This is a genomic window from Aestuariibaculum sediminum (assembly GCF_014596945.1).
In the GTDB taxonomy this organism is placed as follows: Bacteria; Bacteroidota; Bacteroidia; order Flavobacteriales; family Flavobacteriaceae; genus Aestuariibaculum; species Aestuariibaculum sediminum.
This window is the reverse complement of sequence record NZ_JACVXB010000005.1, coordinates 190,092-214,897: the sequence shown is the minus strand read 5'-3', so window position 1 is coordinate 214,897 and position 24,806 is coordinate 190,092. Positions and strand designations below refer to the sequence as shown.

21 protein-coding genes are annotated in these 24,806 nt (G+C 36.7%); 8 read left to right on the top strand and 13 right to left on the bottom strand.

Features of this window, described 5'->3' with window-relative positions:
* The first annotated feature begins 267 nt into the window (after positions 1-267).
* Genes ICJ83_RS12690 through xylA form a run of 5 tightly spaced genes read left to right on the top strand, consistent with a single transcriptional unit; the run spans position 268 to position 8,881 of the window.
* Positions 268-2,880 (top strand): alkaline phosphatase D family protein, encoded by a 2,613-nt coding sequence (locus ICJ83_RS12690; RefSeq protein WP_188230770.1) that lies wholly within the window; start codon positions 268-270, stop codon positions 2,878-2,880.
* Between the two features lie 12 nt (positions 2,881-2,892).
* Positions 2,893-4,953 carry a sulfatase-like hydrolase/transferase gene (locus ICJ83_RS12685; RefSeq protein ID WP_188230769.1) on the top strand — a complete coding sequence of 687 codons (2,061 nt, stop codon included), beginning with the start codon at positions 2,893-2,895 and terminating at the stop codon, positions 4,951-4,953.
* Between the two features lie 57 nt (positions 4,954-5,010).
* On the top strand, positions 5,011-6,054 hold the full coding sequence (locus tag ICJ83_RS12680) for a GntR family transcriptional regulator (protein ID WP_317173291.1): 1,044 nt from the start codon (positions 5,011-5,013) through the stop codon (positions 6,052-6,054).
* A gap of 1 nt (position 6,055) precedes the next feature.
* Positions 6,056-7,543, top strand: coding sequence for a xylulokinase (locus tag ICJ83_RS12675; RefSeq protein WP_188230768.1), 1,488 nt, complete (start codon positions 6,056-6,058; stop codon positions 7,541-7,543).
* Between the two features lie 12 nt (positions 7,544-7,555).
* Positions 7,556-8,881, top strand: a complete 1,326-nt coding sequence (gene xylA, locus ICJ83_RS12670) for a xylose isomerase (RefSeq protein ID WP_188230767.1) — start codon at positions 7,556-7,558, stop codon at positions 8,879-8,881.
* A gap of 79 nt (positions 8,882-8,960) precedes the next feature.
* Here xylA and ICJ83_RS12665 read toward each other — a convergent pair whose 3' ends face one another.
* A complete protein-coding gene (locus tag ICJ83_RS12665) occupies positions 8,961-9,419 on the bottom strand; it encodes a hypothetical protein (protein ID WP_188230766.1) in 459 nt (152 codons plus the stop codon).
* Between the two features lie 143 nt (positions 9,420-9,562).
* Complete coding sequence (locus ICJ83_RS12660) at positions 9,563-10,819, bottom strand: 3-deoxy-D-manno-octulosonic acid transferase (RefSeq protein ID WP_223154775.1); 1,257 nt, start codon at positions 10,817-10,819, stop codon at positions 9,563-9,565.
* A gap of 142 nt (positions 10,820-10,961) precedes the next feature.
* Here ICJ83_RS12660 and ICJ83_RS12655 point away from each other — a divergent pair, with 142 nt between their 5' ends.
* Entirely contained in the window at positions 10,962-12,116 is a 1,155-nt protein-coding gene (locus ICJ83_RS12655) for a DegT/DnrJ/EryC1/StrS family aminotransferase (RefSeq protein ID WP_188230765.1), read from the top strand.
* The gene (gene galE, locus ICJ83_RS12650) at positions 12,109-13,131 is read left to right on the top strand and encodes a UDP-glucose 4-epimerase GalE (protein ID WP_188230764.1); all 1,023 of its coding nucleotides are present in this window, start codon (positions 12,109-12,111) and stop codon (positions 13,129-13,131) included. Before ICJ83_RS12655 ends, galE begins: the two co-directional genes overlap by 8 nt.
* A 59-nt stretch (positions 13,132-13,190) precedes the next feature.
* Here galE and lspA read toward each other — a convergent pair whose 3' ends face one another.
* From lspA to ICJ83_RS12620, 6 genes are all read right to left on the bottom strand, one after another.
* Entirely contained in the window at positions 13,191-13,709 is a 519-nt protein-coding gene (gene lspA / locus ICJ83_RS12645) for a signal peptidase II (RefSeq protein ID WP_188230763.1), read from the bottom strand.
* Positions 13,710-13,741: 32 nt separating this feature from the next.
* Positions 13,742-14,623, bottom strand: a complete 882-nt coding sequence (fabD, locus tag ICJ83_RS12640) for an ACP S-malonyltransferase (protein ID WP_188230762.1) — start codon at positions 14,621-14,623, stop codon at positions 13,742-13,744.
* Positions 14,624-14,668: 45 nt separating this feature from the next.
* Entirely contained in the window at positions 14,669-15,232 is a 564-nt protein-coding gene (locus tag ICJ83_RS12635; RefSeq protein ID WP_188230761.1) for a sugar O-acetyltransferase, read from the bottom strand.
* Positions 15,233-15,241: 9 nt separating this feature from the next.
* Positions 15,242-16,798 carry an NAD(P)/FAD-dependent oxidoreductase gene (locus tag ICJ83_RS12630; protein ID WP_188230760.1) on the bottom strand — a complete coding sequence of 519 codons (1,557 nt, stop codon included), beginning with the start codon at positions 16,796-16,798 and terminating at the stop codon, positions 15,242-15,244.
* 67 nt (positions 16,799-16,865) lie between these two features.
* Entirely contained in the window at positions 16,866-17,816 is a 951-nt protein-coding gene (locus ICJ83_RS12625) for a DUF6807 family protein (RefSeq protein ID WP_188230759.1), read from the bottom strand.
* Between the two features lie 94 nt (positions 17,817-17,910).
* The gene (locus ICJ83_RS12620; RefSeq protein ID WP_188230758.1) at positions 17,911-18,807 is read right to left on the bottom strand and encodes a dihydrofolate reductase; all 897 of its coding nucleotides are present in this window, start codon (positions 18,805-18,807) and stop codon (positions 17,911-17,913) included.
* 301 nt (positions 18,808-19,108) lie between these two features.
* On the opposite strand from ICJ83_RS12620, the gene ICJ83_RS12615 reads away from it, so the two are divergent.
* Positions 19,109-19,405, top strand: coding sequence for an isoamylase early set domain-containing protein (locus tag ICJ83_RS12615; protein WP_188230757.1), 297 nt, complete (start codon positions 19,109-19,111; stop codon positions 19,403-19,405).
* 71 nt (positions 19,406-19,476) lie between these two features.
* Here the strand turns inward: ICJ83_RS12615 and ICJ83_RS12610 are convergent, their stop codons facing one another.
* From ICJ83_RS12610 to ICJ83_RS12590, 5 genes are all read right to left on the bottom strand, one after another.
* A complete protein-coding gene (locus ICJ83_RS12610; RefSeq protein ID WP_188230756.1) occupies positions 19,477-20,301 on the bottom strand; it encodes a thymidylate synthase in 825 nt (274 codons plus the stop codon).
* Positions 20,302-20,439: 138 nt separating this feature from the next.
* Positions 20,440-21,966: a NupC/NupG family nucleoside CNT transporter gene (locus ICJ83_RS12605; RefSeq protein WP_223154774.1), complete on the bottom strand. Its 1,527-nt coding sequence runs from the start codon at positions 21,964-21,966 to the stop codon at positions 20,440-20,442.
* A gap of 22 nt (positions 21,967-21,988) precedes the next feature.
* The gene (locus ICJ83_RS12600) at positions 21,989-22,621 is read right to left on the bottom strand and encodes a bifunctional nuclease family protein (RefSeq protein ID WP_188230755.1); all 633 of its coding nucleotides are present in this window, start codon (positions 22,619-22,621) and stop codon (positions 21,989-21,991) included.
* A gap of 212 nt (positions 22,622-22,833) precedes the next feature.
* Complete coding sequence (locus tag ICJ83_RS12595) at positions 22,834-23,793, bottom strand: electron transfer flavoprotein subunit alpha/FixB family protein (protein ID WP_188230754.1); 960 nt, start codon at positions 23,791-23,793, stop codon at positions 22,834-22,836.
* Between the two features lie 84 nt (positions 23,794-23,877).
* Positions 23,878-24,624, bottom strand: a complete 747-nt coding sequence (locus tag ICJ83_RS12590; protein WP_188230753.1) for an electron transfer flavoprotein subunit beta/FixA family protein — start codon at positions 24,622-24,624, stop codon at positions 23,878-23,880.
* Positions 24,625-24,806 lie beyond the last annotated feature (182 nt).

Sequence of the window (24,806 nt, the reverse complement as noted above, 5' to 3'; positions counted from 1 at the left end):
TGCAGGGTGTCTAGTTTTTTTATATACAATAGTTTTCGTTATTGGTAAGGTTAGTTTTAGTAAATGATTGGTTAGCGAAATAAACTAATAATTATTAAGGGTTTTTCTTTTTTAAAGCGTTATTAGAATGAAGGGTTTGCATATTGATTGATTTTTCCCCTTTTTGTGGTAAAAAAGAAGACATCTTAAAATTTTAAAATGGATAGATTTGTTAATTCATCAATTTAAATTCAAATAAAAAATAAAAAGTATCAAAAATATATTGTTATGAAGCGTAGAGAGTATCTTAAAACCATAGTGTTGGGTTCGGTATTACCAGTAGCCTTTTCAAGTTATGGTTTGTCGCCTTACATAGAAGAATTGTGGGATTCCAAAAAGAAAGTAAAATTTAAAAGTGAATGGGACAAATTTCAGGATATGAAATGGGCCGGGCCCGAGTATTGGGGTAACCGACTTCAGGACTGGGAATTACGAAATGGAGCCGTGGAGTGTGTGGTAGCAGGAAAAGAGCGCAACCTGCATTTGCTTACGGTAATGCATCAAAATGGCGATTCGGCTTTAGATCTAGAAGTTACCATCACTACAAAAGGCGATTTGCAAAAATACAAGAAGGGATGCGTAGGCATGCTTTTAGGAGCTAAGGGTAAATTTGAAGATTACCGCTCGGCAGCCGTATTTGGTAAAGGTCTTGAAATAGGTTTAAATCCTAAAGGACAGTTGCAGGTTGGCGACCAGGAAATAGAAACGCCGTTTTCAGCAATTCCAGAATCGTTTAAACTGGCAATAAAAACAAAACCAGCCAAAGGTGAAGTTCAGGAAATGGTTGTTAGAATTCTTAATCCTGAGAATAACAAAAAACTTTTTGAAAGCTCAAAACTTGATATTAAAAATGACGCCTTGGCAGGAACCTTTGCCTTATTGTCTAATATCGATTTAGGCTGGAAGGTAGAAGACCAATCTACTTGTGCTTTTAGCGATTGGAAAGTAGAAGGAGACGCGCTGCAAGAAAACGAAACGCAATTATTTGGTCCAATTTGTTTTGCGCAATACACATTAAATAAGGGAAAACTAAAATTAATGGCGCAATGTTCACCATTTGAAAATTTAAGTGGACATGCTGTGGCACTTGAAATTTTTAAAGCAGGTAAGTGGGAACGAATTTCCGCGGGTGAATTGGTAAACGATGGTCGTACTAAGCTTTTTGAAGTAAGCAAATGGACTGAGGAAAACGATATTCCTTATCGTGTTTGTGCCGAATTACCTCAGTCTAATGGAGTGAAACGCTATTATTATGAAGGAACAATAAAAGCCGAACCGAAAGACAAGGAAGACTTAAATGTCGCAATTCTAAACTGTAACATGCATTATGGATTTCCCGATCAGGATATTGTAGATAGTTTAAACGAATTGTCTTACGATATGTGTATGTTTTTAGGCGATCAGTTTTACGAAGGTACCGGAGGTTATGGTGTACAGTATGAAGGTGAATATGATAAGCGTTGTTTAGATTTCTTAAGAAAGTGGATGATGTTTGGCTGGTCGTACCGAGAAGTATTTCGTCATCATCCGTGTGGGGTTATTACCGACGACCACGATGTGTTTCATGGTAACCTTTGGGGATGCGGGGGAACACATGCCGATACCAGTTTAGGTTTTACATCGGCAGCTCAAGATACTGGTGGTTACAAAATGGATGCCGACTGGGTAAACATGGCACAATTCACACAAACAGGGCATCTTCCAGACCCTTATGATGCGACACCCGTAAAACAGGGAATTAACGTGTATTATACCGAGTGGAATTACGCAGGCGTAAGTTTTGCAATTTTAGAAGATAGAAAATTTAAATCGGCACCACTTAAGGTATTGCCTAAAGAAGCCGATGTGTTTAATGGCTTTATCAGAAACAATGAATTCGACATAAAAAAATATAAAGATCTGGATGCCGAATTGCTGGGAGAGCGCCAGGAAACCTTCTTAAAAAATTGGGTAGACGACTGGTCTAACGACACCAAAATGAAAGTTGTATTATCTCAAACCAATTTTGCTACTATAGCAACATTACCAAAAGGAGAAACCAGTGATTCAATTGTTCCGAAACTTACCATGCCAGAAATTGGAGAGTACGTTAAAGGAGACGATTTTACTGTGGATATGGATTCCAATGGCTGGCCACAAAAGAAGCGAAATGAAACACTGGAAATTATTCGCAAAGGCTTTGCATTTCATATAGCAGGAGACCAGCATTTAGGAACTTTTGTTCAATATGGTGTGGACGAACATGGCGATAGTGGTTTCGCGTTTACTGGACCGGCATTAAATAATTTATGGCCGCGTCGTTTTTGGCCAGAGGCGGGTGCAGGTAAACCACATTCTCCGGAGAAACCAGCTTTTGCAGGAGATCACGAAGATGGGTTTGGAAATAAAATTACTGTCCATGCGGTGGCTAATCCTTATAATAGTCATAAAGAACCAAAAATTTTACACGATCGATCGAATGGTTTTGGGTTAGTTTCCATAAACAAGAAAAACCGAACGATAACCAGTTCATGTTATAAAAGGTTTCACGATGTAAAGGAACCCGATGCACAATATCCAGGATGGCCGATAACGGTTACACAACAAGATCAGTTGTTTTCAAAAGCGAAATACATGCTTCCTGAGATAAAAATTGCGTCGGAAGTTCTGCCAGTGGTAAGAGTTTTAGATGAGCAGGGAGATTTAGTATATTCGTTACCGCTTTCAGAAAATAAGTTTATTCCTAAAGTTTATAAAAAAGGAAATTATAGTATAGAGTTTTTGGTTGAAAACGAAATTAAAAAGCAAATTAAAGCAGAAGCCACAACCGAGAATATTGGAGCTATTACTGTTTGGATTTAAAATGTTTTAACAATGAAATTAGTATCTAAATTAGGGGTGTTATTTTGCCTAGGTTTATCGTTTGCTGTATCAGCACAGCAAAAAAACACATCAAAACCCAATATCATTTTTATATTAACCGACGATTTAGGTTATGGTGATATTGGTGTGTTTTATCAAAATGAACGAAAAGCAAGAGATAATCGTGCAGAACCATGGACAAGCACACCTAATTTAGATCAAATGGCTCATGAGGGTGTTATGCTTACGCATCATTATGCTGCTGCACCGGTATGTGCTCCATCAAGAAGTTCATTATTAACAGGATTATCTCAAGGGCATGCCAATGTTCGAGACAATCAATTCGATAAAGCATTATCTGATAATTATACTATTGGAAATGTAACGCAAAAATTGGGCTACGCTACGGCTGCAATTGGTAAGTGGGGTTTGCAAGGTAGTCGAGAAGAAGGTTGGCCTAGCACTCCTAATAAGCGTGGTTTTGATTATTTTTATGGCTATATGCGTCATCGTGACGGACATGAGCATTACCCTGTTGAAGGTATTTATCGAGGGGCTAAAGAGGTTTGGGAAAATGAAACCGAAGTTTCAAAAGGATTGGATAAATGCTATACTACCGATTTATGGACGGCTGTTGCAAAAAAATGGATTGTAGAGCAGGCGAAAGCCGAAAAGCCTTTTTTTATGTTTTTAGCGTACGATACACCACATGCCGTATTAGAATTGCCAACACAGGAATATCCTATTGGCGGAGGTGTTGATGGAGGTGTACAATGGCTTGGAACATCTGGTAAAATGATTAATACAGCTTCGGGAAAACCAGATTCGTATATGCACCCAGATTATGCTAAGGCCACTTACGACGATGATCATAATGAGAACACTCCGGAAGTTGCATGGCCTGAAACTTATAAACGATATGCGACCAGTGTTAGGCGTATTGATAATGCGGTAGGTGATATCTTAAAATTGCTGAAAGACTTAGATATTGACGATAATACTATGGTTATTTTTACTTCCGATAATGGTCCGTCAGCAGAGTCGTATTTACCAAAAGGTTATGTAGCTAATACCCCAGATTTTTTCGATAGCTTTGGACCGTTCGATGGGCTAAAACGCGATGTGTTAGAAGGGGGAGAACGCCTGCCGTTAATAGCGCGTTGGCCGGGTAAAATACCTGCAAATTCCAAGGTAAAGACATCTAATATTTCTCACGATTGGTTGCCCACATTTACCGATGTGGCGGGCTGTAAAGCGCCGGCCATTAGTGATGGCGTTTCTTTGATGCCAGCTTTAACAGGAAAAGGAAAACAATTAGAAAGTTTAGTATATTCAGAATATGTTTTTCCTGGGAAAACACCAGGGTACGACGATTTTTCAATTAACAATCGGAATCGGAATCGTAATCAAATGCAAATGATTCGCTTTAATGACATGGTTGGGATTCGTTATGATATTCAATCGGCTGATGATGATTTCGAAATTTACGATGTGATAAACGATACCCATCAATCTCAAAACCTTGCTAAAGATGGTCATTTAGCCGATCTTCAAAAAAGAATGAAAGCCGAGGTATTGCGCATGCGTCGTACGAACCCTACTGCTAAAAGACCATATGACGAGGCTCCTGTGCCAGCACTTAAAAAAAGCGTATCCAAACTTGGATTTAAGTGGCAGGCCTTTACAGGTGATTATCCTTGGTTACCTAATTTATCAGTGATGAAACCTACCAAATCCGGAAAGGTTTCTAATTTAGAAAAAATTGATTTTCAGAAACGGGAGGAGAGCTTGTATTTAATTAACGGATATATAAATATACCAAACACCGGTACTTATACGTTTCACTTTAATACGGTACACAAGGCAGTCGTAAAACTACATAAAGCTTTATTGTTTGATGCCGATTATGGCTATCAATCAGGGGATGAAAAAAGTACAACGATGGTACTCGAAAAGGGAGTGCATCCGATTAAAATTTATTTAAGTAATCCCAACCAAGCTAAAATACCTTTTAGTTTAACCTGGAAATCCAACACTTCTAGAGTGTTTAATAGTAGTGATATTTACCGCTAGAATAGTTTTGTGACATAATTTATAAAAGGGTGCTATTGTTAAAAATAGTGCCCTTTTTTGTTTTTCTATTTAAAAATTACTTATTTTACAAACCAGAACAGAACAGAACGGATTATGGTTTTTGAATTTAATTTTAATAGTGATATTCCAAAATATCAGCAATTGGTAAACGCTGTAAACGATGCCCTGGCGAATAATAGCATTGGTAGCGGAGACCCTTTGCCTTCTGTTAATAGCATGGTTAAAGAGTATAGCTTGTCTAGAGATACCGTATTTAAGGCATATTCAATATTAAAAGAAAATGGTGTCATCGAATCTGTTCCAAACAAAGGGTATTTTGTCGCAAACGATACCAAAAAAGTGTTACTCGTTTTAGATACCTTCAAAGCATACAAAGAAGTGTTATATCACGCATTTGTAAATAATTTACCTAAAAACATTATTGTTGATGTGCAGTTTCATCATTATAAAATTAATAACCTCAAAACTATTTTAAATAATAGTAAAGGGAAGTATTACAAGTATGTGGTGATGGGGTTTGACAATAAAGGGGTAGCGCCAATTCTGGCAGATATTGAAAAAGACAAATTGCTACTAATAGACTGGAATATAAACGCCGATTCAGATTATAATTATGTCTTTCAGGATTTTGGACAAGCTTTTATGGAAGCTTTAAAACCTGCTCTACCGGCTTTAAAAAAATATAAGCGTTTAGTTTTTATTTATCCTTCTTTTACAAATCATCCTTACGAAACCGTAACCTATTTTAAAGCGTTTTCTGAGGCTAATAATTTAAATTTTAAAATTGTTACAGAAGCCGAAGCGTTTGTAGTGAAAAAAGGGGAAGCTTATGTTAGTGTGAGTGACCGTATTTTGGGAACATTCTTAGAACAGTGTAGGTTAAAAAACTATGAACCAGGTACCGATGCCGGCTTTTTGTCGTATAACGAAACGCCTATGAAGCCTTTTATATATAAAGGTATTTCGGTGATATCGACCAATTTTAAAGCTATGGGGGCAGCGGCGGCATCGTTTATTAATACGGATAAATCATTACAACTATATATACCAACACAATTAACATTAAGGGATTCGTTATAACATGTATTATTTAGGATTAGATATAGGAAGTTCGTCTATAAAGGCGGCTTTAGTAGATATAAGTTCAGGGAAGAGTATCGACGTTGTTCAGGAGCCAAAAGAAGAAATGAGCATGCATGCGGAAAAAAACGGCTGGGCGGAACAAGATCCCGACCATTGGTGGCAGCATGTCTGTAAAGCAATTTCACGTTTAAAGTCTGAAAACAAAATTGAAGCTAACCAAATAAAAGGTATTGGTATTTCTTATCAAATGCACGGTTTGGTAGTTGTTGATAAAGACGGTAAACCTTTGCGGAAAAGTATTATTTGGTGCGATAGTCGTGCCGTTGAAATAGGTAATAAGGCTTTCGAAACCATTGGAGAAGAAGTATGTACTAACAATTTATTAAACTCTCCAGCAAATTTTACGGCGTCTAAGTTGAAGTGGATTAAGGATAATGAACCAGATGTTTTTAGCAGAATACACAAGTTTATGCTTCCTGGAGATTATATCGCCTATAAATTTTCGAATATCATAAACACGACTATTTCAGGATTGTCTGAAGGCATTTTTTGGGATTTTAAAACCAATAGTATTGCCGATTTTCTTCTGGAGTATTATGGTGTTCATCAAGATATGGTGCCTGATATTGTTGCGACCTTTGGTTTGCAATCGGTGGTCGATAAGCAAGGCGCATTAGAAAGTGGGCTTATGGAAGGCACACCAATTTATTATCGTGCAGGCGATCAGCCAAACAATGCACTGTCTTTAAATGTATTTAATCCGGGAGAAGTCGCCTCAACAGGAGGAACGTCAGGTGTAGTATATGCTATTACCGATAGTTTATCGGTTAAAGAAAGTTCCCGCGTTAATAATTTTGCCCACGTAAATTATACTAAAAACGAGTCGGCCAGAATAGGAAAATTACTTTGTATAAACGGTGCCGGGATTCAGTATCGCTGGATGCTGAATAATTTGGCAGTGAATAATTATGAGGAGATGAATGTTTTGGCCTCCGAAATTCCAGTGGGATCCGATGGCGTTTGCTTAATTCCTTTTGGAAATGGAGCCGAACGCATGCTTAACAATAAAGATGTTGGTACGCGTATTTTAAATCTAAATTTAAACAACCACCATAAAGGGCATTTGTGTCGCGCAGCTCTCGAAGGCATTGCTTTTTCATTTGTGTACGGCATGGAAATTTTAACTTCCGATGGCATCAAACCCACCGTTATTCGTGCAGGAAATGATAATTTGTACCGTTCCGAAATCTTTGCCAATACCGTAGCAACTTTAATCCATCAGGATATTGAAATTTATAATACAACAGGAGCTATAGGAGCAGCTCGTGCCGCCGATTTGCATAAAGGCGATTTTGAAACTTTTGGAAAACGTATTATGGAAAACGATTATGTGATGACTTATAAACCATTAGAAAATAAAGCCGTTTACCAGGACGCTTATAACGCCTGGAAAAAAGAATTAGAAATAATATTACAAAACAAATAAACATTAAAAATCATGGCATTAATAGGAAATAAAGAATACTATAAAGGTATTCCAGAAATTAAATTCGAAGGCAAAGAATCAGATAACCCTTTGGCTTTTAAATACTACAATCCAGATCAGGTTGTTGCCGGGAAAACCATGAGAGACTGGTTTAAATTTTCGGTAGCTTACTGGCATACGTTCTGCGCAAAAGGAGGCGATCCATTTGGTACAGATACGATGCGTTTTGAATGGGATAAAGCTTCAGACCCTGTTCAGGCAGCAAAAGATAAAGCCGATGCAGCATTCGAATTTATTACAAAAATGGGATTCGGATATTATTGTTTTCATGATGTCGATCTGGTTAGTGAAGGAAATTCATTAGGCGAATTAGAAAGCCGGTTAGCAGTTATAACCGATTATTTAAAAGAGAAACAAGCAGCCTCAGGAGTTAAATTACTTTGGGGAACGGCGAACTGTTTTTCTAATCCGCGTTATATGAATGGTGCAGCAACCAACCCAGATTTTAATGTGGTAGCTCGTGCCGGTGGACAGGTGAAATTAGCCTTAGATGCTACTATCGCTTTAAATGGAGAGAATTATGTGTTCTGGGGCGGTCGTGAAGGTTATATGAGTTTGTTAAACACCGATATGGGCCGTGAGTTAGACCATATGGGACAGTTTTTAACCATGGCAAGAGATTATGCCAGAGCCCAAGGTTTTAAAGGAAACTTTTTTATCGAGCCAAAACCCATGGAGCCAATGAAGCATCAGTATGATTTTGATACCGCTACAGCGATTGGTTTTTTAAAGGAATACGGTTTAGATAAAGATTTCAAAATTAATATTGAAGTCAATCACGCAACTTTGGCGCAACATACCTTTCAACATGAAATAGAAGTGGCTGCAAAAGCAGGCATGTTAGGAAGTATGGATGCTAACCGTGGCGATTACCAAAATGGTTGGGATACCGATCAGTTTCCGAATAATGTTTTAGAAACAACTGAAGCTATGTTAGTGTTCTTAAAGGCTGGTGGTTTACAAGGTGGTGGTGTGAATTTTGATGCGAAAATCAGAAGAAATTCTACCGATTTAGAAGATGTCTTCCATGCACATATTGGAGGGGCAGATACGTTCGCAAGAGCTTTATTGACTGCTGATAAAATTATTACCTCGTCGCCTTATGAAAAATTGAGACAAGAACGTTATGCGTCGTTCGATTCTGGCAAAGGAAAAGCGTTTGAAGAAGGAAAATTAGATCTTCAGGATTTGTATCAAATCGCTCAGGACAATGGAGAATTGCAATTACAAAGTGGCAAGCAGGAATTGTTTGAAAATATACTTAATCAATATATTTAATGCATGTAGCTGAATGAAACTAAAAAAGACTGCCTATACAGCAGTCTTTTTTAGTTTAAAAGAAATCGGTATTTATATTTTAATTCGTAATTTTTTTCACTTCTTTTTCAACGGCATCATTTGCGTCGTTTATTGCTTTTTCAACACTTTTAGCAGCATCGTCTACCGTTTCTTCTGCTGATTTAGCTGTTTTACTAACGGCATCGCTGGTAGATTTAGCGGCATTATCAATGGCTTTTTCTGCATCGTCAATGGCATCGTTTACGGCGTCGTCAGCATCATCCAAAGCATCATTTACTGCATCAGTAGCGTCGTTTGCTCCTTCTTCAATAGCATCACCGGCATCATTGGCGCCTTCCTCAATGGCATCACCAGCATCGTTCATGGCGTCCTGAACATCGTCTGCTGCATCATCTAGAGCATCGCCAGCATTATCCATAACTTCTTCAAGTGATTCAGCTTTTTTTGTGTCTCTACAAGATGTAAAAACTAAGCATAGAGTTAGTAATAGCGCTGTAGTTAAAAATAATTTTTTCATTCGTTTTTAAATTTTATGTTAATGATTAGTTTGTTGACATTTAACTTAAAATTTATTTGGTGTACAGGGTAATTATTAATAAACGTCGTTTAAATATACGTATTATATACGAAAAATTATTAGTATTAAACTGAAAATAAGACTTATATGTTTAAATACTGTGTGATAGTATTTACGGCACCTTTGTGAGATTTAATAAACGTTGCATTTTTGGATCCTGCCAGTTCCCGATCTTTTTTGTTTTCTATTAAACGGGTTAAAATCGTGTTGAATTCTTGTTGATTTGAAATAGAAAACGTACCGCCATTCTCTATAAGGGCATTTGCTTCCGGGAATTTATCATAATGGTTTCCAATAATAATAGGCACACCGAAAACTGCAGGCTCTAAAGTGTTATGTAATCCCGTTGAACCGAGTGCACCTCCAACATAAGCGACATCGGCATAATTGTAAATTTTGGTTAATATTCCTATGGTGTCAACAATGAATACCTTAGCCGTATCTAAAGAAGCACTTTCTTTTTCTGAAAATAAAACACATTTAACCTTTAGTTTGTCTTTAAGATTAGCTATTTGGTTAGGTTTTATATTGTGCGGTGCTATTATAAATTTTATATCGTTTAAGGCATGTTTATTAATAAAATTGATAAATAAAGCCTCGCCTTCTGGCCATGTGCTACCAGCAACGACACAAAGTTTGTTTTGCTTGAATTGTTCGATGAAATTTAGCGTATTATCCATTTCCAATTGACTCGAAACGCGATCGAAACGCGTATCGCCGGAAACGGTAACATTATCGTAACCTATAGCGCGTAAAAGTGTTTTAGAGTTTTCGTTTTGAGTGAATATATGTTCGAATGAAAAAAGAGCATTTCTAAAGTGTTTACCATAAAAATTAAAGTAAGTTTGATTCGGTCTAAAGGCTGCAGAAATAAGTATTGACTTAAAGTTATGTTTTTTTATTTCACTTAAAAAATTAGGCCATATGTCGTACTTTACGAAAACTGTTAGTTCAGGTTTTATAAGGTCTATAAAACGCTTCGCATTGCGCTTTGAGTCTAAAGGAAGGTAAACAACAATATCAGCAATTGGCGAATTTTTTCTGATTTCATAACCAGAAGGCGAAAAAAAACTGAGGACTATTTTATGCGCCTTGTAATGCTCACGAAGTGCTTTGAATACGGGTAGTCCTTGCTCGTATTCGCCTAAAGAAGCACAATGAAACCACAGTGTTTTGTCGTTTGAGTATAGATTTTCTTTTAATACAGAAAAGGTTTCGCGACGCCCGACTACTCCTTTTTTTATTTTTTGATTAAAAGGCGCTATACATGGTAATACAGTTTCAGCTAATTTAATGCCAATATTATAAATAAAACCCAATGCTAAATTTGTTTGTCGCAAAAATACATTTCTTTAAACTAAATTCATTGGTTACCGAGCACTAATTTCGTAATTTCGTGACCTATTAACTAAGACTATAACATGTTTTAAAAAATAGAAGGGTTTATTTTTTAAAACTTGTATGCAGTCTCAATTTTTATAGATGAAAAGCATTCAAATGGTCGACCTTAAAGGTCAATATAATGAGATTAAAGAAGAGGTTAATTCTTCGATTCAGGAAGTTTTAGAAACCTCGGCATATATAAATGGACCTAAGGTTCATGAGTTTCAAAAGAATTTAGAGGATTATCTAGGAGTTAAGCATGTTATTCCCTGTGCTAATGGAACCGATGCGCTGCAAATAGCCATGATGGGTTTAGGGTTGCAACCGGGAGATGAAGTTATTACTGCCGATTTTACTTTTGCTGCAACAGTTGAAGTTATTGCTTTATTGCAGTTAACTCCTGTTTTAGTCGATGTTAATGAACATGATTTTAATATTAATATTGAAGCTGTAAAAAAAGCCATTACTCCAAGGACCAAGGCGATAGTTCCTGTGCATTTGTTTGGACAATGTGCCAACATGGAAGCCATAATGGAGATTGCTGAAACACACAATTTATTTGTTATTGAAGATAATGCGCAAGCTATTGGAGCTAATTACACATATAGTAATGGAACAAAAGCAAAAGCGGGTACGATAGGACATGTGGGAGCGACTTCGTTTTTTCCTTCTAAAAATTTAGGTTGTTATGGCGATGGCGGAGCTATTTTTACCAACGATGATGCTTTGGCTAATACCATTAGGGGTATTGTAAATCACGGTATGTACGTGCGTTATCATCATGACGTTGTTGGTGTGAATTCCAGATTAGATAGTATTCAGGCTGCGGTACTAAATGCGAAGTTACCTAATTTAGATACTTATAATAAAAAGCGACAAACAGCAGCAATAAAATATAATGCAGCTTTTGAAGGTATTAAGAATATAATTACTCCAAAATTATCAAACGGTTGTAATAATATTTGCGACACTTGCGATTGTCATGTGTTTCACCAGTATACACTACGATTAATAGATGTAGACCGCGATGCTTTGGTAAAGCATTTAAACGAAAAATCTATTCCTTGTGGGGTGTATTATCCAATTCCACTTCACAAGCAAAAAGCGTATGCCGACGATCGTTACAATGAAGCCGATTTTACTGTAACAAACCAATTGGTACAAGACGTGATTTCTTTACCAATGCACACCGAATTGGATGATGAACAAATAGCTTACATAACTTCAACAATAATAAACTACATTAATGAGTAAAATTTTAGTAACAGGTGGATTAGGTTTTATCGGATCGCACACCGTTGTAGAATTACAAAACGAAGGCTACGACGTTGTCATTATAGACGATTTATCGAATTCATCGGAAAATGTGCTTGATGGTATTACTGCCATAACAGGAAAAACTCCAGTTTTTGAAAAATTAGATTTAAAGGACAAAGCAGGAGTAGAAGCTTTTTTTGCAAAGCATAACGATGTAAAAGGGGTAATTCATTTTGCTGCAAGTAAAGCAGTAGGAGAGAGTGTTCAAGAGCCTTTATTGTATTACGAAAATAATATTGGTACTTTGGTTTATATTCTAAAAGAATTAAAAAAACTGCCATCCGCGTCGTTTATTTTTAGTTCGTCCTGTACAGTTTATGGTCAGGCTGACGAATTACCAATTACTGAAAACGCTCCTGTAAAACAAGCAGAGTCACCTTACGGAAATACTAAGCAAATAGGAGAGGAAATTATTAAAGATACCTGTAAAGTAACCCCATCTTTAAAAGCGATTGCTTTACGTTATTTCAATCCAGTTGGGGCACATGAGTCTGTTGAAATAGGAGAATTGCCAATAGGAGTACCACAAAATTTAGTGCCATTTATTACGCAAACCGCTATCGGTCTTCGTGAAGAGTTATCTGTTTTTGGAGATGATTATCCTACTCCTGACGGTACTTGTATTCGTGATTATATTCATGTGGTCGATTTAGCTAAAGCGCATGTTGTAGCTTTAAAACGTTTACTGGATGGTAAGAATAAGGAAAACTATGAAACCTTTAATTTAGGAACAGGAAAAGGTAGTTCTGTACTCGAAGTGGTTCAGGCTTTTGAGCGTGTTTCTGGTGAAAAATTAAAATACAAAATCGTTGGTAGACGTGAAGGTGATATTATTTCAGCTTATGCCGATACTAATAAAGCGAATAACGAATTGGGTTGGAAAACCGAATTAACACTTGACGATGCCATGCGTTCGGCTTGGAATTGGGAAAAAAAGGTTAGAGGAAAATAATTCAACCGTATAGAAAAAATAAAAAAGGCTGCTAGTTTTACTGGCAGCCTTTTTTTAATTTATTCGGTTTCTTTCTTTTTCTTCTTACTTAAACTTACAAATAGTAAAATAAACATTCCGGTGGTTACCGATACATCTGCCATATTGAAAATTCCTGTTCTAAATATGCCTCCTAAATCAATATAAAAAAAGTCGGTAACAGAACCATAAACAATACGGTCGTAAACATTCGCTATTCCGCCTCCAATAATGCTGGAAAAAGCAAATAATGACCAAGGGTCTATCGTTTTGTCTGTTAGGATATGACGCAGTACAAACCCTAAAACTACAATTGGTAAAATTAGTAATACTATAAGTCGAAGAGTTGGGTTTAAGTCACTCCCCATTCCTAAAAAAGCTCCTGTATTTTCAACATTCATCAAGATAAACATATCCTCTATTACAGGAATACGTTCGCCTATGCTAATTTCGGTTCTTGGTTCTATCGTTTCTCTTACAATAATTTTAGATACCTGATCGACCACTATGGTAATCGTGATAACTAAAAATATGTAAAGGGTACGTTTTGTGAATTTCATTTATATTGTGTTTATATATATGTATAAATGAATTATACGCTGGCCGATTCAGTTTCAGCAGCTCTGTCTATTTTTTTAACTAAACCTTGTAGCACTTTACCCGGACCAACTTCTGTAAACAATGAAGCGCCGTCGGCAATCATTTGTTGTACCGATTGTGTCCAGCGTACAGGAGCAGTTAATTGAGAAATTAAGTTCGCTTTGATAGCACTTTCATCAATAACGGCATTGGCAGTTACGTTTTGGTAAATCGGACAATTGGGTTTGCTAAACGTTGTATTTTCTATAGCAGCAGCTAATTCTTCACGAGCAGGCTCCATTAAAGGTGAATGAAAAGCTCCACCAACAGGTAATACCAAAGCACGACGTGCCCCTGCTTCTTTTAATGATTCACATGCTCTATTAATCGCTTCAATTTCACCCGAGATTACTAATTGTCCTGGGCAATTGTAATTTGCCGCAACTACTACGCCTTCAGTAGAAGCGCATACTTTTTCAACTACGTCATCTTCTAAACCAAGTACGGCTGCCATAGTACTAGGTTGTAATTCACAGGCTTTCTGCATAGCTAAAGCACGTTGAGAAACTAACTTTAATCCGTCTTCAAAATTTAAAGAACCATTGGCCACTAGTGCCGAAAATTCTCCTAACGAATGTCCTGCAACCATATCTGGTTTAAAGCTTTCACCTAAAGTTTTTGCTAAAATTACCGAGTGTAAAAAGATAGCGGGTTGTGTCACTTTTGTTTCCTTAAGGTCTTCGGCAGAACCTTCGAACATAATATCGGTTATGTTAAATCCGAGTATAGTGTTGGCTTTTTCGAATAATTCTTGTGCTAAAGGTGAGTTTTCATAAAGATCTAAACCCATTCCTGTAAATTGTGCTCCTTGACCTGGAAATATATAAGCTTTCATGTGCGTATTTTTAATTTTAGTGCTGCAAAAATAGTAATTATTAATTTAGTGGTTGTTTATGGTTTTAATAATTTTAGCAGGGTTACCAGCGATAACAACATCACTCGGGAAACTTTTAGTTACAACGGCTCCTGCTCCAACGACTACATTGTTTCCTAAGGTAACGCCAGGGCAAATAGTGCTGTTGCCTCCTATCCAAACATTATCGCCAATACTAATAGGTTTTGCTAGTTCTTTACCACTATTTCTGGCTTTATATTCAACGGGGTGGGTGGCAGTATATATTTGAACATTTGGAGCTATCATGCAGTTGTTGCCAATAGTTACCCTTGCAGCATCCAGGATACAGCAGTTAAAATTCATATACACATTTTCGCCTAGAATAATGTTTTTGCCGTAATCGCAAAAAAATGGCGGTTCTATATATAAATTATTACCTGGGGTTGTAAAGAGTTTGGTTAGTATTATTGAGCGCTCTTCAAAATGATCTTCATTAAGATTATTGAATTCTTGAAATAAAAGTCGTGCTCGGTATCTGGCTTCTGTTAATTCTGGATCCGAAGGCTTGTAAAGTTTGCCAGTTAGCATTTTTTCTTTTTCAGTACTCATAGACAAGTGTTACATATTTTTTACCGCAGCTTCTGCACAGCGTTCTCCATCCATGGCTGCTGAAACAATTCCCCCAGCATAACCACCACCTTCACCGCAAGGAAATAAGCCTTGAATTTGTGGGTGTTCTAAATTTTCATTTCTTGGGATACAAACAGGTGATGAGGTGCGAGATTCTACACCAACAATATTAGCTTCGGCCGTGTAATAGCCTTTCATTTTTTGTCCGAAAGACGAAAATCCTTTGCGTAAACGACTGCCAATTAATTTAGGTAATAAAGAATGTAGCGGCGATGTATTTAATCCGGGTTGGTAGGATGTAGGGTTTAAATCTTCCGAAAGTTTTCCTTCCACAAAATCGGTTAAACGTTGTGCAGGTGCGGTTTGACTTCGTCCACCCGCTGTAAAGGCCATACGTTCTAAATTCTTTTGGTATTCCAGACCTTTTAAAGGTCCGAATTTTTCATATTTGGGTAAGTCCCTATTAACGTCAATTTCAACAACAATCCCCGAATTAGCAAATAAGTTATTGCGTTTAGAAGGCGACATACCATTTACAACCACCTCGCCATTGGCTGTTGCTGCCGGAACAATAAATCCTCCTGGGCACATGCAAAATGAATATACACCACGACCATTAACTTGCTGTACCAAACTATAAGAAGCCGCTGGTAATAATTCGTGGCGTTCGCCACTGCAATGGTATTGAATGCTGTCTATAATGTGTTGTGGATGCTCAACGCGCACTCCCATGGCGAATGATTTAGCTTCTAAAGCTATTTCTTTTTTGTGGAGTAAGTAAAAAATATCCCTTGCCGAGTGCCCGGTAGCTAGAATGACCCGATTCGCTGCCATTTCATCATTACCATTTAATTGAATAGCTTGAATTGTATTGTTTTTAATGATGAAGTCTGTAACACGGGTTTCGAAATGAATTTCGCCACCAAATTTTAAAATGGTTTCGCGAATGTTTTGAACTACTTTAGGCAATTTGTTGGTTCCAATATGCGGATGCGCATCAACCAATATTTGATCGGTAGCGCCATGATAGACTAAGTTTTCAAAAATACGACGAACATCACCACGTTTTAAGCTACGAGTATAAAGTTTGCCGTCGCTGTAAGTGCCTGCTCCACCTTCGCCAAAGCAATAATTGGAATCTTCGTTTACAACATGCTGCTGATTTATGGCTCTTAAATCGCGTCGGCGATCCTGAACATTTTTACCACGCTCTAATACCACAGGTTTATAGCCAAGTTCTATGCAGCGTAATGCGGCATACATTCCTGCTGGACCAAAACCTATAATATGAATGGGTTTTGCTTTAGACACATCTTTGTAATCGAATTGATACTCTGACGATTTTGGTAAGGCTTCACGAATATAAACAGCTACTTTATAGTTAAAGATAATTTTTGGTTTACGCGCATCAATAGATTTACGTAATACTTTTACACCAGTAATATCACTTTTGTCGACAGCTAAAGCTTGCGCCGATTTTATAACCAAAATATCCTGTTGCTGTTCCTCCGAAAGGGGAACACGAAGTTGTATTTCTTTAACCATGCTGCGAAATTAGTGAAAATTGCTTTGCGTTTTTTAAAAAGGAATACATATAACCATTTAATGTAATCTAGATCTTCTCTTTTTTATAGTCGCTATATAGTTTAGATAGGCTTAAGGATTTTGCATAATCATCATGAATAATGAGCCTGTAGTTTAGAACTGTGGGTTTTAAGTTGGATAGATTTACAGGTTTAGAACCAGGGTAGGGGTAAACTGCATTTTGCATGCTGCGCTTTTTTCTTAAAATCCACCGATTGGTTTTACCAGGGTTTTTCGGATGGCAAAATATTGTTAATCCACTTGCCTGAGAATAATTTGTTAGTGATCCAGAAATATCCATCCAATTACCAGCTTTTATAGGTAGGTTTTTAGGCGCCACATGTTTATTATTACTTATAAACGATACGTTGTCTGGAAGTTTAATTCGTGTTGAAAATCCACCATAGCCCTTTTCGTTTTCAGAACCACCAATTCTGACATCAGGTACTAAAGCTGTGAGTTCAATTTTTATGTCAACTTTTCTATAGTTATCTTCTTTAGGAAAAACACGTATGGTTGTTGTTTCTTGAATAAAAGGTTTTTCATGTCCGTTGGCATCCAACCATAAATCGGAAGTCCAAAATACTTTTGCTTGTATCGCTTTCGCTGAATATTTTGTTGTAACTTCTTTTACAGTATCAACATCCCAGCTTATATGTTGTAACTCCCAACTATCACCAACAAGCTTATTTCCAATTAGTATTTGATGCCAAGCCCAGAAAATGCCACGATGGTGCGGGTGGTCTTCTGGAAAATCTTCTGTTAAAATGGTTCCATTTAGTGCGTAAAGCGGATGAATATAATTACAACGTTTGTAATTTCCATTAAGTGATGTTTCTGCAATTTGGTAATTTAAAATGGGCATATCATCTTGCGAGAAATAAACAACATCATTTTGTATGTTGATGTTTACTTGTTGCGCCACGCTATTTAATGCAAAAAGCAATAAAACATATAATATGTAAACCTTATTCGGCATGGTTACTAAATTAAAAAGGCTTTAACAAATTACATAAAATTACTGTAAGATGTTAACCCCTTTTATAAATTATAGTGCAAACGGAAATGCCTTTTTACTTTCTTTCGTAGGTTAAAAATGTAAAATCGAAATCGTTCTTTTCACTTTTTTCATGAAATTCATGAGCCGTTTCCTTCCAGATAGATTTATCAATTTCCGGGAAAAAGGTATCGGCGTCAAAAGTAGCATGAACCCGAGTTATTTCAATCTTATCTGCTACTTCCATAGCTTGTTTATAAATTTCACCACCACCAATTATGAAAGGTTGGTCGTCATTTTTGGATGCTGCAATAGCATCTTCAAGGGTGTTTACAACAATGACACCTTCAGGTGCTTTATAATCTTCTTGTCTTGTAATTACAACGTGCGTGCGGTTAGGTAATGGTTTAGGGAAACTTTCAAAAGTTTTTCGTCCCATTATTACATGGTGTCCGCTGGTTAAACTCTTAAAACGTTTTAAATCATCACTAATGTGCCAAATGAGTTTGTTGTCTTTTCCAATGGCATTGTTTTCGGCCGCAGCAACGATAATGGTTAGGTTGTCGCTTTTAGTAAATGTTGTATTTAGTTTTTTAAGTAAACTTTCATCTGAAGGTAAATCGGCTTTTAGCTTTTCAATCCGTTGGTTTTGTTTATCTACCAGTTTCGCAATTTGTTTTTCTTCCCATGCTTTATCCATAAATTTATGCGTCACAAAAACCGAAAACGCGTGATAGCATAAAAAGAAAGCCCAGATTACTATAGCTATTACAAACCAGTCGACTCCAAGAAACTTAAACTCTTCACCTATACCCATACCTATGTTGGCCACAATAAAAAAAACAGAAGCAATTAAGAAAATAACAAAGTGTCGATATAAAGCTTTTTTCTTTCTAACACGACGCTGCGCATTTTCAATGAGCTCTAATTGTTCCTTGTCTATCTGAGGAACTGATTTCTTTTTACCAAACATATTAGTGGGTTTTATACTGCGTAAAGTTAAAGTTTTTTGTTGATTTTCCTTTCATTTTATTAAGCATTAATTAATAGTAATAATGATTTGATTGTTATAAAAATTGATAAAATTGATGAGAAATTTGCATTGAAAAACTTACGATTACAAAAAATTGCTAAGGGATAAAATATGAGGTTTAAATTTTGATATAGTTATTATTATTAAATTGATAATTCTTTGCCTTAAAGCATGTTAGAATGTAACCTTTGTTAATTACTTTGCTATTTTTGTTTTAATAACAATTGATAAAACTTATATTATGGCTATTTCAAAACAGTATTTAAAAAGTAAACCAGTTTGTAAAGTTACATTTTCTATTCTAGCCGAAGATGCTAAAAAAGTTTCTCTTGTAGGGACCTTTAATGAATGGAATACAAAAGCAACACCACTTAAAAAATTAAAGAATGGAACTTTTAAAGGCGTGGTAGATTTAGATAAAGATAGTTCTTACGAATATAAATTCGTAGTTGATGGAGATTATATAAACGACGATGCAGCCGATGCTTATGTATGGAGCGATTATGCTGCGGCAGATAATAGTGTTGTTACTGTATAATAATCTCGATAATTAATAAAAATAGAAAAGGCTTTCTGTTTTTCAAAGAAAGCCTTAAAATTTTATAGTGTTTATACGGCAACCACGCCTTTTATGTGCGGATGTGGATTGTAATTTTCTAGCGTAAAATCTTCAAACTTAAAGTCGAAAATATCTTTTATTTCCGGGTTTAATGTCATTTTTGGTAATGGTCTGGGATCACGCGAGAGTTGTAATTCAAGCTGTTCCAAATGGTTGCTGTAAATATGTGCGTCTCCAAATGTGTGGATAAATTCTCCAGGTTGGTAACCACAAACCTGCGCCATCATCATAGTAAATAGTGCGTAGGACGCTATGTTAAAAGGAACACCTAAAAATATATCGGCACTACGTTGATATAGTTGACAAGATAACTTACCATCAGCGACATAAAATTGAAAAAAGGCATGACAAGGTGGTAAAGCGGCTTTTCCATTGGCTACATTTTCCTCAAAACTTTTAGATGTGTCTGGTAAAACAGAAGGGTTCCATGCCGAAACTAACATGCGTCGGCTATTTGGGTTATGCTTTAAAGTGTCAATAACTTCTTTTATTTGATCGATTTCATCACTATTCCAGTTACGCCATTGATGTCCGTAAACAGGGCCTAAATCGCCATTTTCATCTGCCCATTCATTCCAGATTCTAACGCCATTTTCGGTTAAATATTTAATGTTGGTATCTCCCTTTAAAAACCAAAGGAGTTCATATATTATCGATTTTAAATGTAGTTTTTTTGTGGTAACCATCGGAAAACCTTCATTTAAATCGAAACGCATCTGGTATCCGAAAACACTTTTTGTGCCTGTTCCTGTGCGGTCTCCTTTTTCATTGCCATGTTCTAAAACATGCTTAACTAAATCGTGATATTGTTTCATAATGAATCTGGTAAAAGAAAATAATCGAGAATAAAAAATGACTTATTTTCACGGCATAAAAATAGAAAAAAGCCAGCAGCTGAGGTGTTGAATTCCTTCAAATTTATACTAAAGTTATTAACTATATGTTGATGGTTCTTAACCAATAATCATTCCTGCAATTGTAGCCGATACTAAGGAAGCTATCGTTCCGCCAACTAACGCTTTCATGCCAAATTTAGAAAGGGTTTTGCGTTGCCCTGGAGCTAAGGAGCCAATGCCGCCAATTTGAATACCAATAGATGCAAAGTTTGCAAATCCGCATAGCATATAAGTCGCCATGATTATCGATTTCTCGTAGGTTAAATGTGTTGCGTTGCTTAATTCTTTTAAATCGCGAAGTTGAATATAGCCTATAAACTCACTTGCAGCTAATTTAATGCCTAACAATTGTCCCATGAGCATCATGTCTTCTTTTGCAACGCCAATGAGCCACATAAGTGGGGCAAATAAATAGCCTAAAATTAATTCAATAGATAAACTTTTGTAGCTGGTATTTTCAATGATCCACGAGTTAAAAGTTGTTACGTTTCCGAGCCAACCCAGTATCCCATTAAACATCGCGATAAACGCCACAAAAACCAGTAGCATAGCACCAACATTTACGGCTAATTTTAGCCCTTCGGTAGTACCATTGGCAATGGCATCTAAAAAGTTAGCGCCTATTTTTTCTTGAGAAACCGACACATCGGTATTCACTTCTTCGGTTTGTGGATATAATATTTTGGAAATTACGATGGCTCCTGGTGCTGCCATGACTGATGCCGCTAAAAGGTGTTTTGCATAAAATAAGCGCATGACTTCATCGTCCCCACCTAAAAAACCTATATAGGCCGCTAAAACAGCACCCGCAACAGTTGCCATGCCCCCAATCATAACCAAGAGCATTTCAGATTTATTCATTTTTTCTAAATAGGCCTTAATTAATAAGGGAGCTTCGGTTTGCCCTAAAAATATATTTCCGGCGACACTAAGGCTTTCTGCTCCAGAGATTTTTAATGCTTTTGAGAGTAACCAAGCCATGGCTTTTACAACGTTTTGAATAACCCCTAAATAGAATAAAACGGAAGTTAATGCTGAAAAGAAAATTATGGTTGGCAATACCTGAAACGCAAAAATAAAACCGAAGGTATCCATATCGACAACCAGGCCTTCAAATAAAAATTTACTACCGGCTTTAGTGAAGTCCAAAACTTCAACAAAAAGGCCACCTATAAATTCGAAAATAGCCTTTATAAATTCAACTTTTAATACACCAATAGCTATTAATAACTGAAATGCCAATCCTATACCAACAATTTTCCAGTTTATGGCTTTTCGATTACTGCTAAAAAGAAAGGCTATAAAAACTAAAGCCATCATGCCAAGAGCCCCGCGCCACAGGCTTTGTATTGAAAACCCTTGACTCGGAATAATTGCAACTTCAGTCGTTTCTTGAAGCCCTGTAATTAGTTCCTTATTCTTTGTTTCGGTACTATCCGAATTTGAAACAGCTGGGATATTGGCAGTATCAGATAGCTTAAATTCGGTATTTAAACTATTGGTTGTTGTATTTTTGTTTTGTACTAAAGCCGTTGAAGTTAGAAATGATAAGCATAAGGCAATAGACAAAAATACATGTTTCATAATGATTATATGTTAACCGGGGTTATTCCCTTTTCGATATTTCATCCCTTATATGTGCTGCTCGTTCGTAATCTTCATTAGCAACAGCTTCGTCTAATAAGGTTTGTAGTTCTTTAAGTGATTTTCCAGAAAAGTTTTCGCGCGGTGCCGAGCTTGACGATTCAACTTCATCCGCCAGAAGGTCGTCAACCAAAATACTGTCTTGTGTTTCGTCGTTTTCCTCGTCTTCCTTTTTAGGGTTAACTTTAAGATAGATGCCTGCTTTATCTAAAATATTTTTATAAGTAAAAATGGGGGCATCAAATCGTAAGGCTAAGGCAATGGCATCGCTCGTTCTGGCGTCAATGATTTCCTCTATATTATCTCTTTCTGAAATTAAGCTCGAATAAAAAACACCATCAACCAATTTATGAATAATAACCTGCTTGACCACGATATCGAATCGATCGGCAAAATTTTTAAACAAATCGTGAGTTAATGGTCTTGGTGGTCGAATTTCTTTTTCTAAAGCAATGGCAATGGACTGTGCTTCGAAGGCTCCAATTACAATTGGAAGTTTTCTGTCGCCGTCTACTTCGTTTAAAATCAATGCGTAAGCGCCATTTTGTGTTTGGCTATAAGAAATTCCTTTTATATTTAATCTTACTAAACTCATATGTTATATAAAACGCAAAGAACTGCTTAAATTAGGACTTTAGCAACTGCCGTGGATAGTTTTACTCGATATTTGAGTTTTGGCTGCCCCGGCTGGTCCTGATAAACAGGTTGAGTTCTTTGTTATTGCCCTGTGGATTTTCCTCAGGGTCATTTACCAAAAAGTGCCAATTTAAGCAGTTCTTTAGAACTATACAATTTATAAAAAATAATTTATTGTTGTGCTTTAAACGATTTTAATTTTTCTATAAGTTCTGGCACAACTTGAAAGGCATCGCCAACAACACCGTAGTCGGCAGCTTTAAAAAATGGTGCCTCTGGATCGGTATTAATAACCACTTTTACTTTTGATGCGTTTATACCTGCTAAATGCTGTATTGCTCCCGATATACCAATAGCAATATAAAGGTTAGACGCTACAGGCTTACCAGTTTGTCCAACGTGTTCGGCATGTGGTCTCCAGCCTAAATCCGATACTGGCTTAGAGCAAGCGGTAGCTGCCCCTAGCACCTCGGCTAATTCTTCAATCATTCCCCAGTTTTCTGGGCCTTTAAGTCCGCGTCCACCGGACACAACAATTTCGGCATCAGCAATACTTACTTTGTCGGAGGCTTTATCAACAGATTCTACCTTAATACCTAAATCGGTAATTGACGGAGAAAATGTTTCTTCTGAAGCTGCCCCTGAGTTTTCAATTAAGCCAAAAGCATTGTTGGAAACGCCTATGATTTTTACATCTGTATTTATTGAAATTTCTTCGAATGCTTTATTGGTAAAAGCACTTCGTTTAACGGTAAACGGAGAAGTACTGGATGGCGCTGCTATAACGTTTGACGCATAGCCCGCATTTAGATAGACAGCTAAAAGTGGTGCTAAATATTTACTGTTGGCACTCGAGCTTAAAACGACAACCTTGCTTTCTTCTTTTTCAGCAGCCTGATGAAGAACCTCGGCAAAGCCTTTAGCGTTAAATGTTGACAATTCACTACTGGTTACGGTTAGCACTTTATCTACACCATAATTGGACAAAGGTGAAGTGTCGTCTGCATTTATCGTGATGGCTGTAACCGTAGTCCCTAATTGTTCTGCTACCGCTTTTGCATACGAAGCCACTTCGAATGCTGTTTTTTTAAGTTTTCCTTGTTCTGATTCTGTATATACTAAAACTGACATATTTTTTTAAATTTAAAAATTACAACTAGCAAACTCGAGAGTATTCGGTTTTAATATTGTAATTGTGTTGTTGAAAAATTACGCTTAAATTACTTTCGCTTCGTTGTGAAGTAAGTTTATTAATTCGTCTAAATTATCTGGAGATACTAATTTAACAGCACCTTTAGGAGCTGGTTTCTCGAACTTCACCGAATTGGTTTCTGCGTTTGCAGCTACAGGCTCAGTTACAGTTAAAGGCTTTTGACGAGCCATCATAATGCCACGCATATTTGGTATACGTAAATCGCTTTCTTCAACGATACCTTTTTGTCCGCCAATAACTAAAGGAAGTGTGGTAGAGACCGTTTCTTTACCACCATCAATTTCTCGAACAGCGGTTACTGAGGTACCTTCAATTTCTAAATTTATGCAGTTGTTAACAAAGTTAGCATTAGTAAGCCCCGCAATCATGCCAGGAACCATGCCTCCATTATAATCAATAGATTCTCGACCAGCAATAACTAAATCGTAATTGCCGTCAGTTACAACTTGTGCTAGTTGTTTAGCTACTGAAAAACCATCGGTAGCTGGTGTGTTTACTCGAATAGCAGCATCGGCACCAATCGCAAGCGCTTTTCTAAGCGTTGGTTCGGTTTCCGGTCCGCCAACATTTACCACGGTTACATGTGCACTTTGCTTTTCTTTAAACCACATGGCTCGCGTTAAACCAAACTCATCGTTCGGATTAATTACAAACTGAACACCGTTGGTGTCAAATTTTGTGTCACCATCGGTAAAATTAATTTTAGAAGTTGTGTCTGGAACATGGCTAATGCATACTAATATTTTCATCCGTAAGTATTTTAGTTGTTTTTAAAAAAAGTCAGATGGAATTCGCCTGATATCAGAGCCGTTTTTAGTAACTTTCTGTTCTGGCGTCTTTCATAATAATTTCTATTTAATAAGTCTATTTTGGTTGCGGCTACGAAGTTAAATATTTTATTCTGAATATTTACTATGCACGCATAGTAAAT

Excerpts from the sequence above, each read along its gene's own strand:
- ICJ83_RS12620 (WP_188230758.1), bottom strand. The coding sequence starts at position 18,807 with ATGTTTGGTAAAAAGAAATCAGTTCCTCAGATAGACAAGGAACAATTA.
- ICJ83_RS12635 (WP_188230761.1), bottom strand. The coding sequence starts at position 15,232 with ATGAGTACTGAAAAAGAAAAAATGCTAACTGGCAAACTTTACAAGCCT.
- ICJ83_RS12590 (WP_188230753.1), bottom strand. The coding sequence starts at position 24,624 with ATGAAAATATTAGTATGCATTAGCCATGTTCCAGACACAACTTCTAAA.
- ICJ83_RS12615 (WP_188230757.1), top strand. The coding sequence starts at position 19,109 with ATGGCTATTTCAAAACAGTATTTAAAAAGTAAACCAGTTTGTAAAGTT.
- ICJ83_RS12630 (WP_188230760.1), bottom strand. The coding sequence starts at position 16,798 with ATGGTTAAAGAAATACAACTTCGTGTTCCCCTTTCGGAGGAACAGCAA.
- ICJ83_RS12610 (WP_188230756.1), bottom strand. The coding sequence starts at position 20,301 with ATGAAACAATATCACGATTTAGTTAAGCATGTTTTAGAACATGGCAAT.
- galE (WP_188230764.1), top strand. The coding sequence starts at position 12,109 with ATGAGTAAAATTTTAGTAACAGGTGGATTAGGTTTTATCGGATCGCAC.
- ICJ83_RS12605 (WP_223154774.1), bottom strand. The coding sequence starts at position 21,966 with ATGAAACATGTATTTTTGTCTATTGCCTTATGCTTATCATTTCTAACT.
- ICJ83_RS12595 (WP_188230754.1), bottom strand. The coding sequence starts at position 23,793 with ATGTCAGTTTTAGTATATACAGAATCAGAACAAGGAAAACTTAAAAAA.
- fabD (WP_188230762.1), bottom strand. The coding sequence starts at position 14,623 with ATGAAAGCTTATATATTTCCAGGTCAAGGAGCACAATTTACAGGAATG.
- ICJ83_RS12600 (WP_188230755.1), bottom strand. The coding sequence starts at position 22,621 with ATGAGTTTAGTAAGATTAAATATAAAAGGAATTTCTTATAGCCAAACA.
- ICJ83_RS12690 (WP_188230770.1), top strand. The coding sequence starts at position 268 with ATGAAGCGTAGAGAGTATCTTAAAACCATAGTGTTGGGTTCGGTATTA.
- ICJ83_RS12655 (WP_188230765.1), top strand. The coding sequence starts at position 10,962 with ATGAAAAGCATTCAAATGGTCGACCTTAAAGGTCAATATAATGAGATT.
- lspA (WP_188230763.1), bottom strand. The coding sequence starts at position 13,709 with ATGAAATTCACAAAACGTACCCTTTACATATTTTTAGTTATCACGATT.
- ICJ83_RS12625 (WP_188230759.1), bottom strand. The coding sequence starts at position 17,816 with ATGCCGAATAAGGTTTACATATTATATGTTTTATTGCTTTTTGCATTA.
- xylA (WP_188230767.1), top strand. The coding sequence starts at position 7,556 with ATGGCATTAATAGGAAATAAAGAATACTATAAAGGTATTCCAGAAATT.
- ICJ83_RS12685 (WP_188230769.1), top strand. The coding sequence starts at position 2,893 with ATGAAATTAGTATCTAAATTAGGGGTGTTATTTTGCCTAGGTTTATCG.
- ICJ83_RS12675 (WP_188230768.1), top strand. The coding sequence starts at position 6,056 with ATGTATTATTTAGGATTAGATATAGGAAGTTCGTCTATAAAGGCGGCT.
- ICJ83_RS12665 (WP_188230766.1), bottom strand. The coding sequence starts at position 9,419 with ATGAAAAAATTATTTTTAACTACAGCGCTATTACTAACTCTATGCTTA.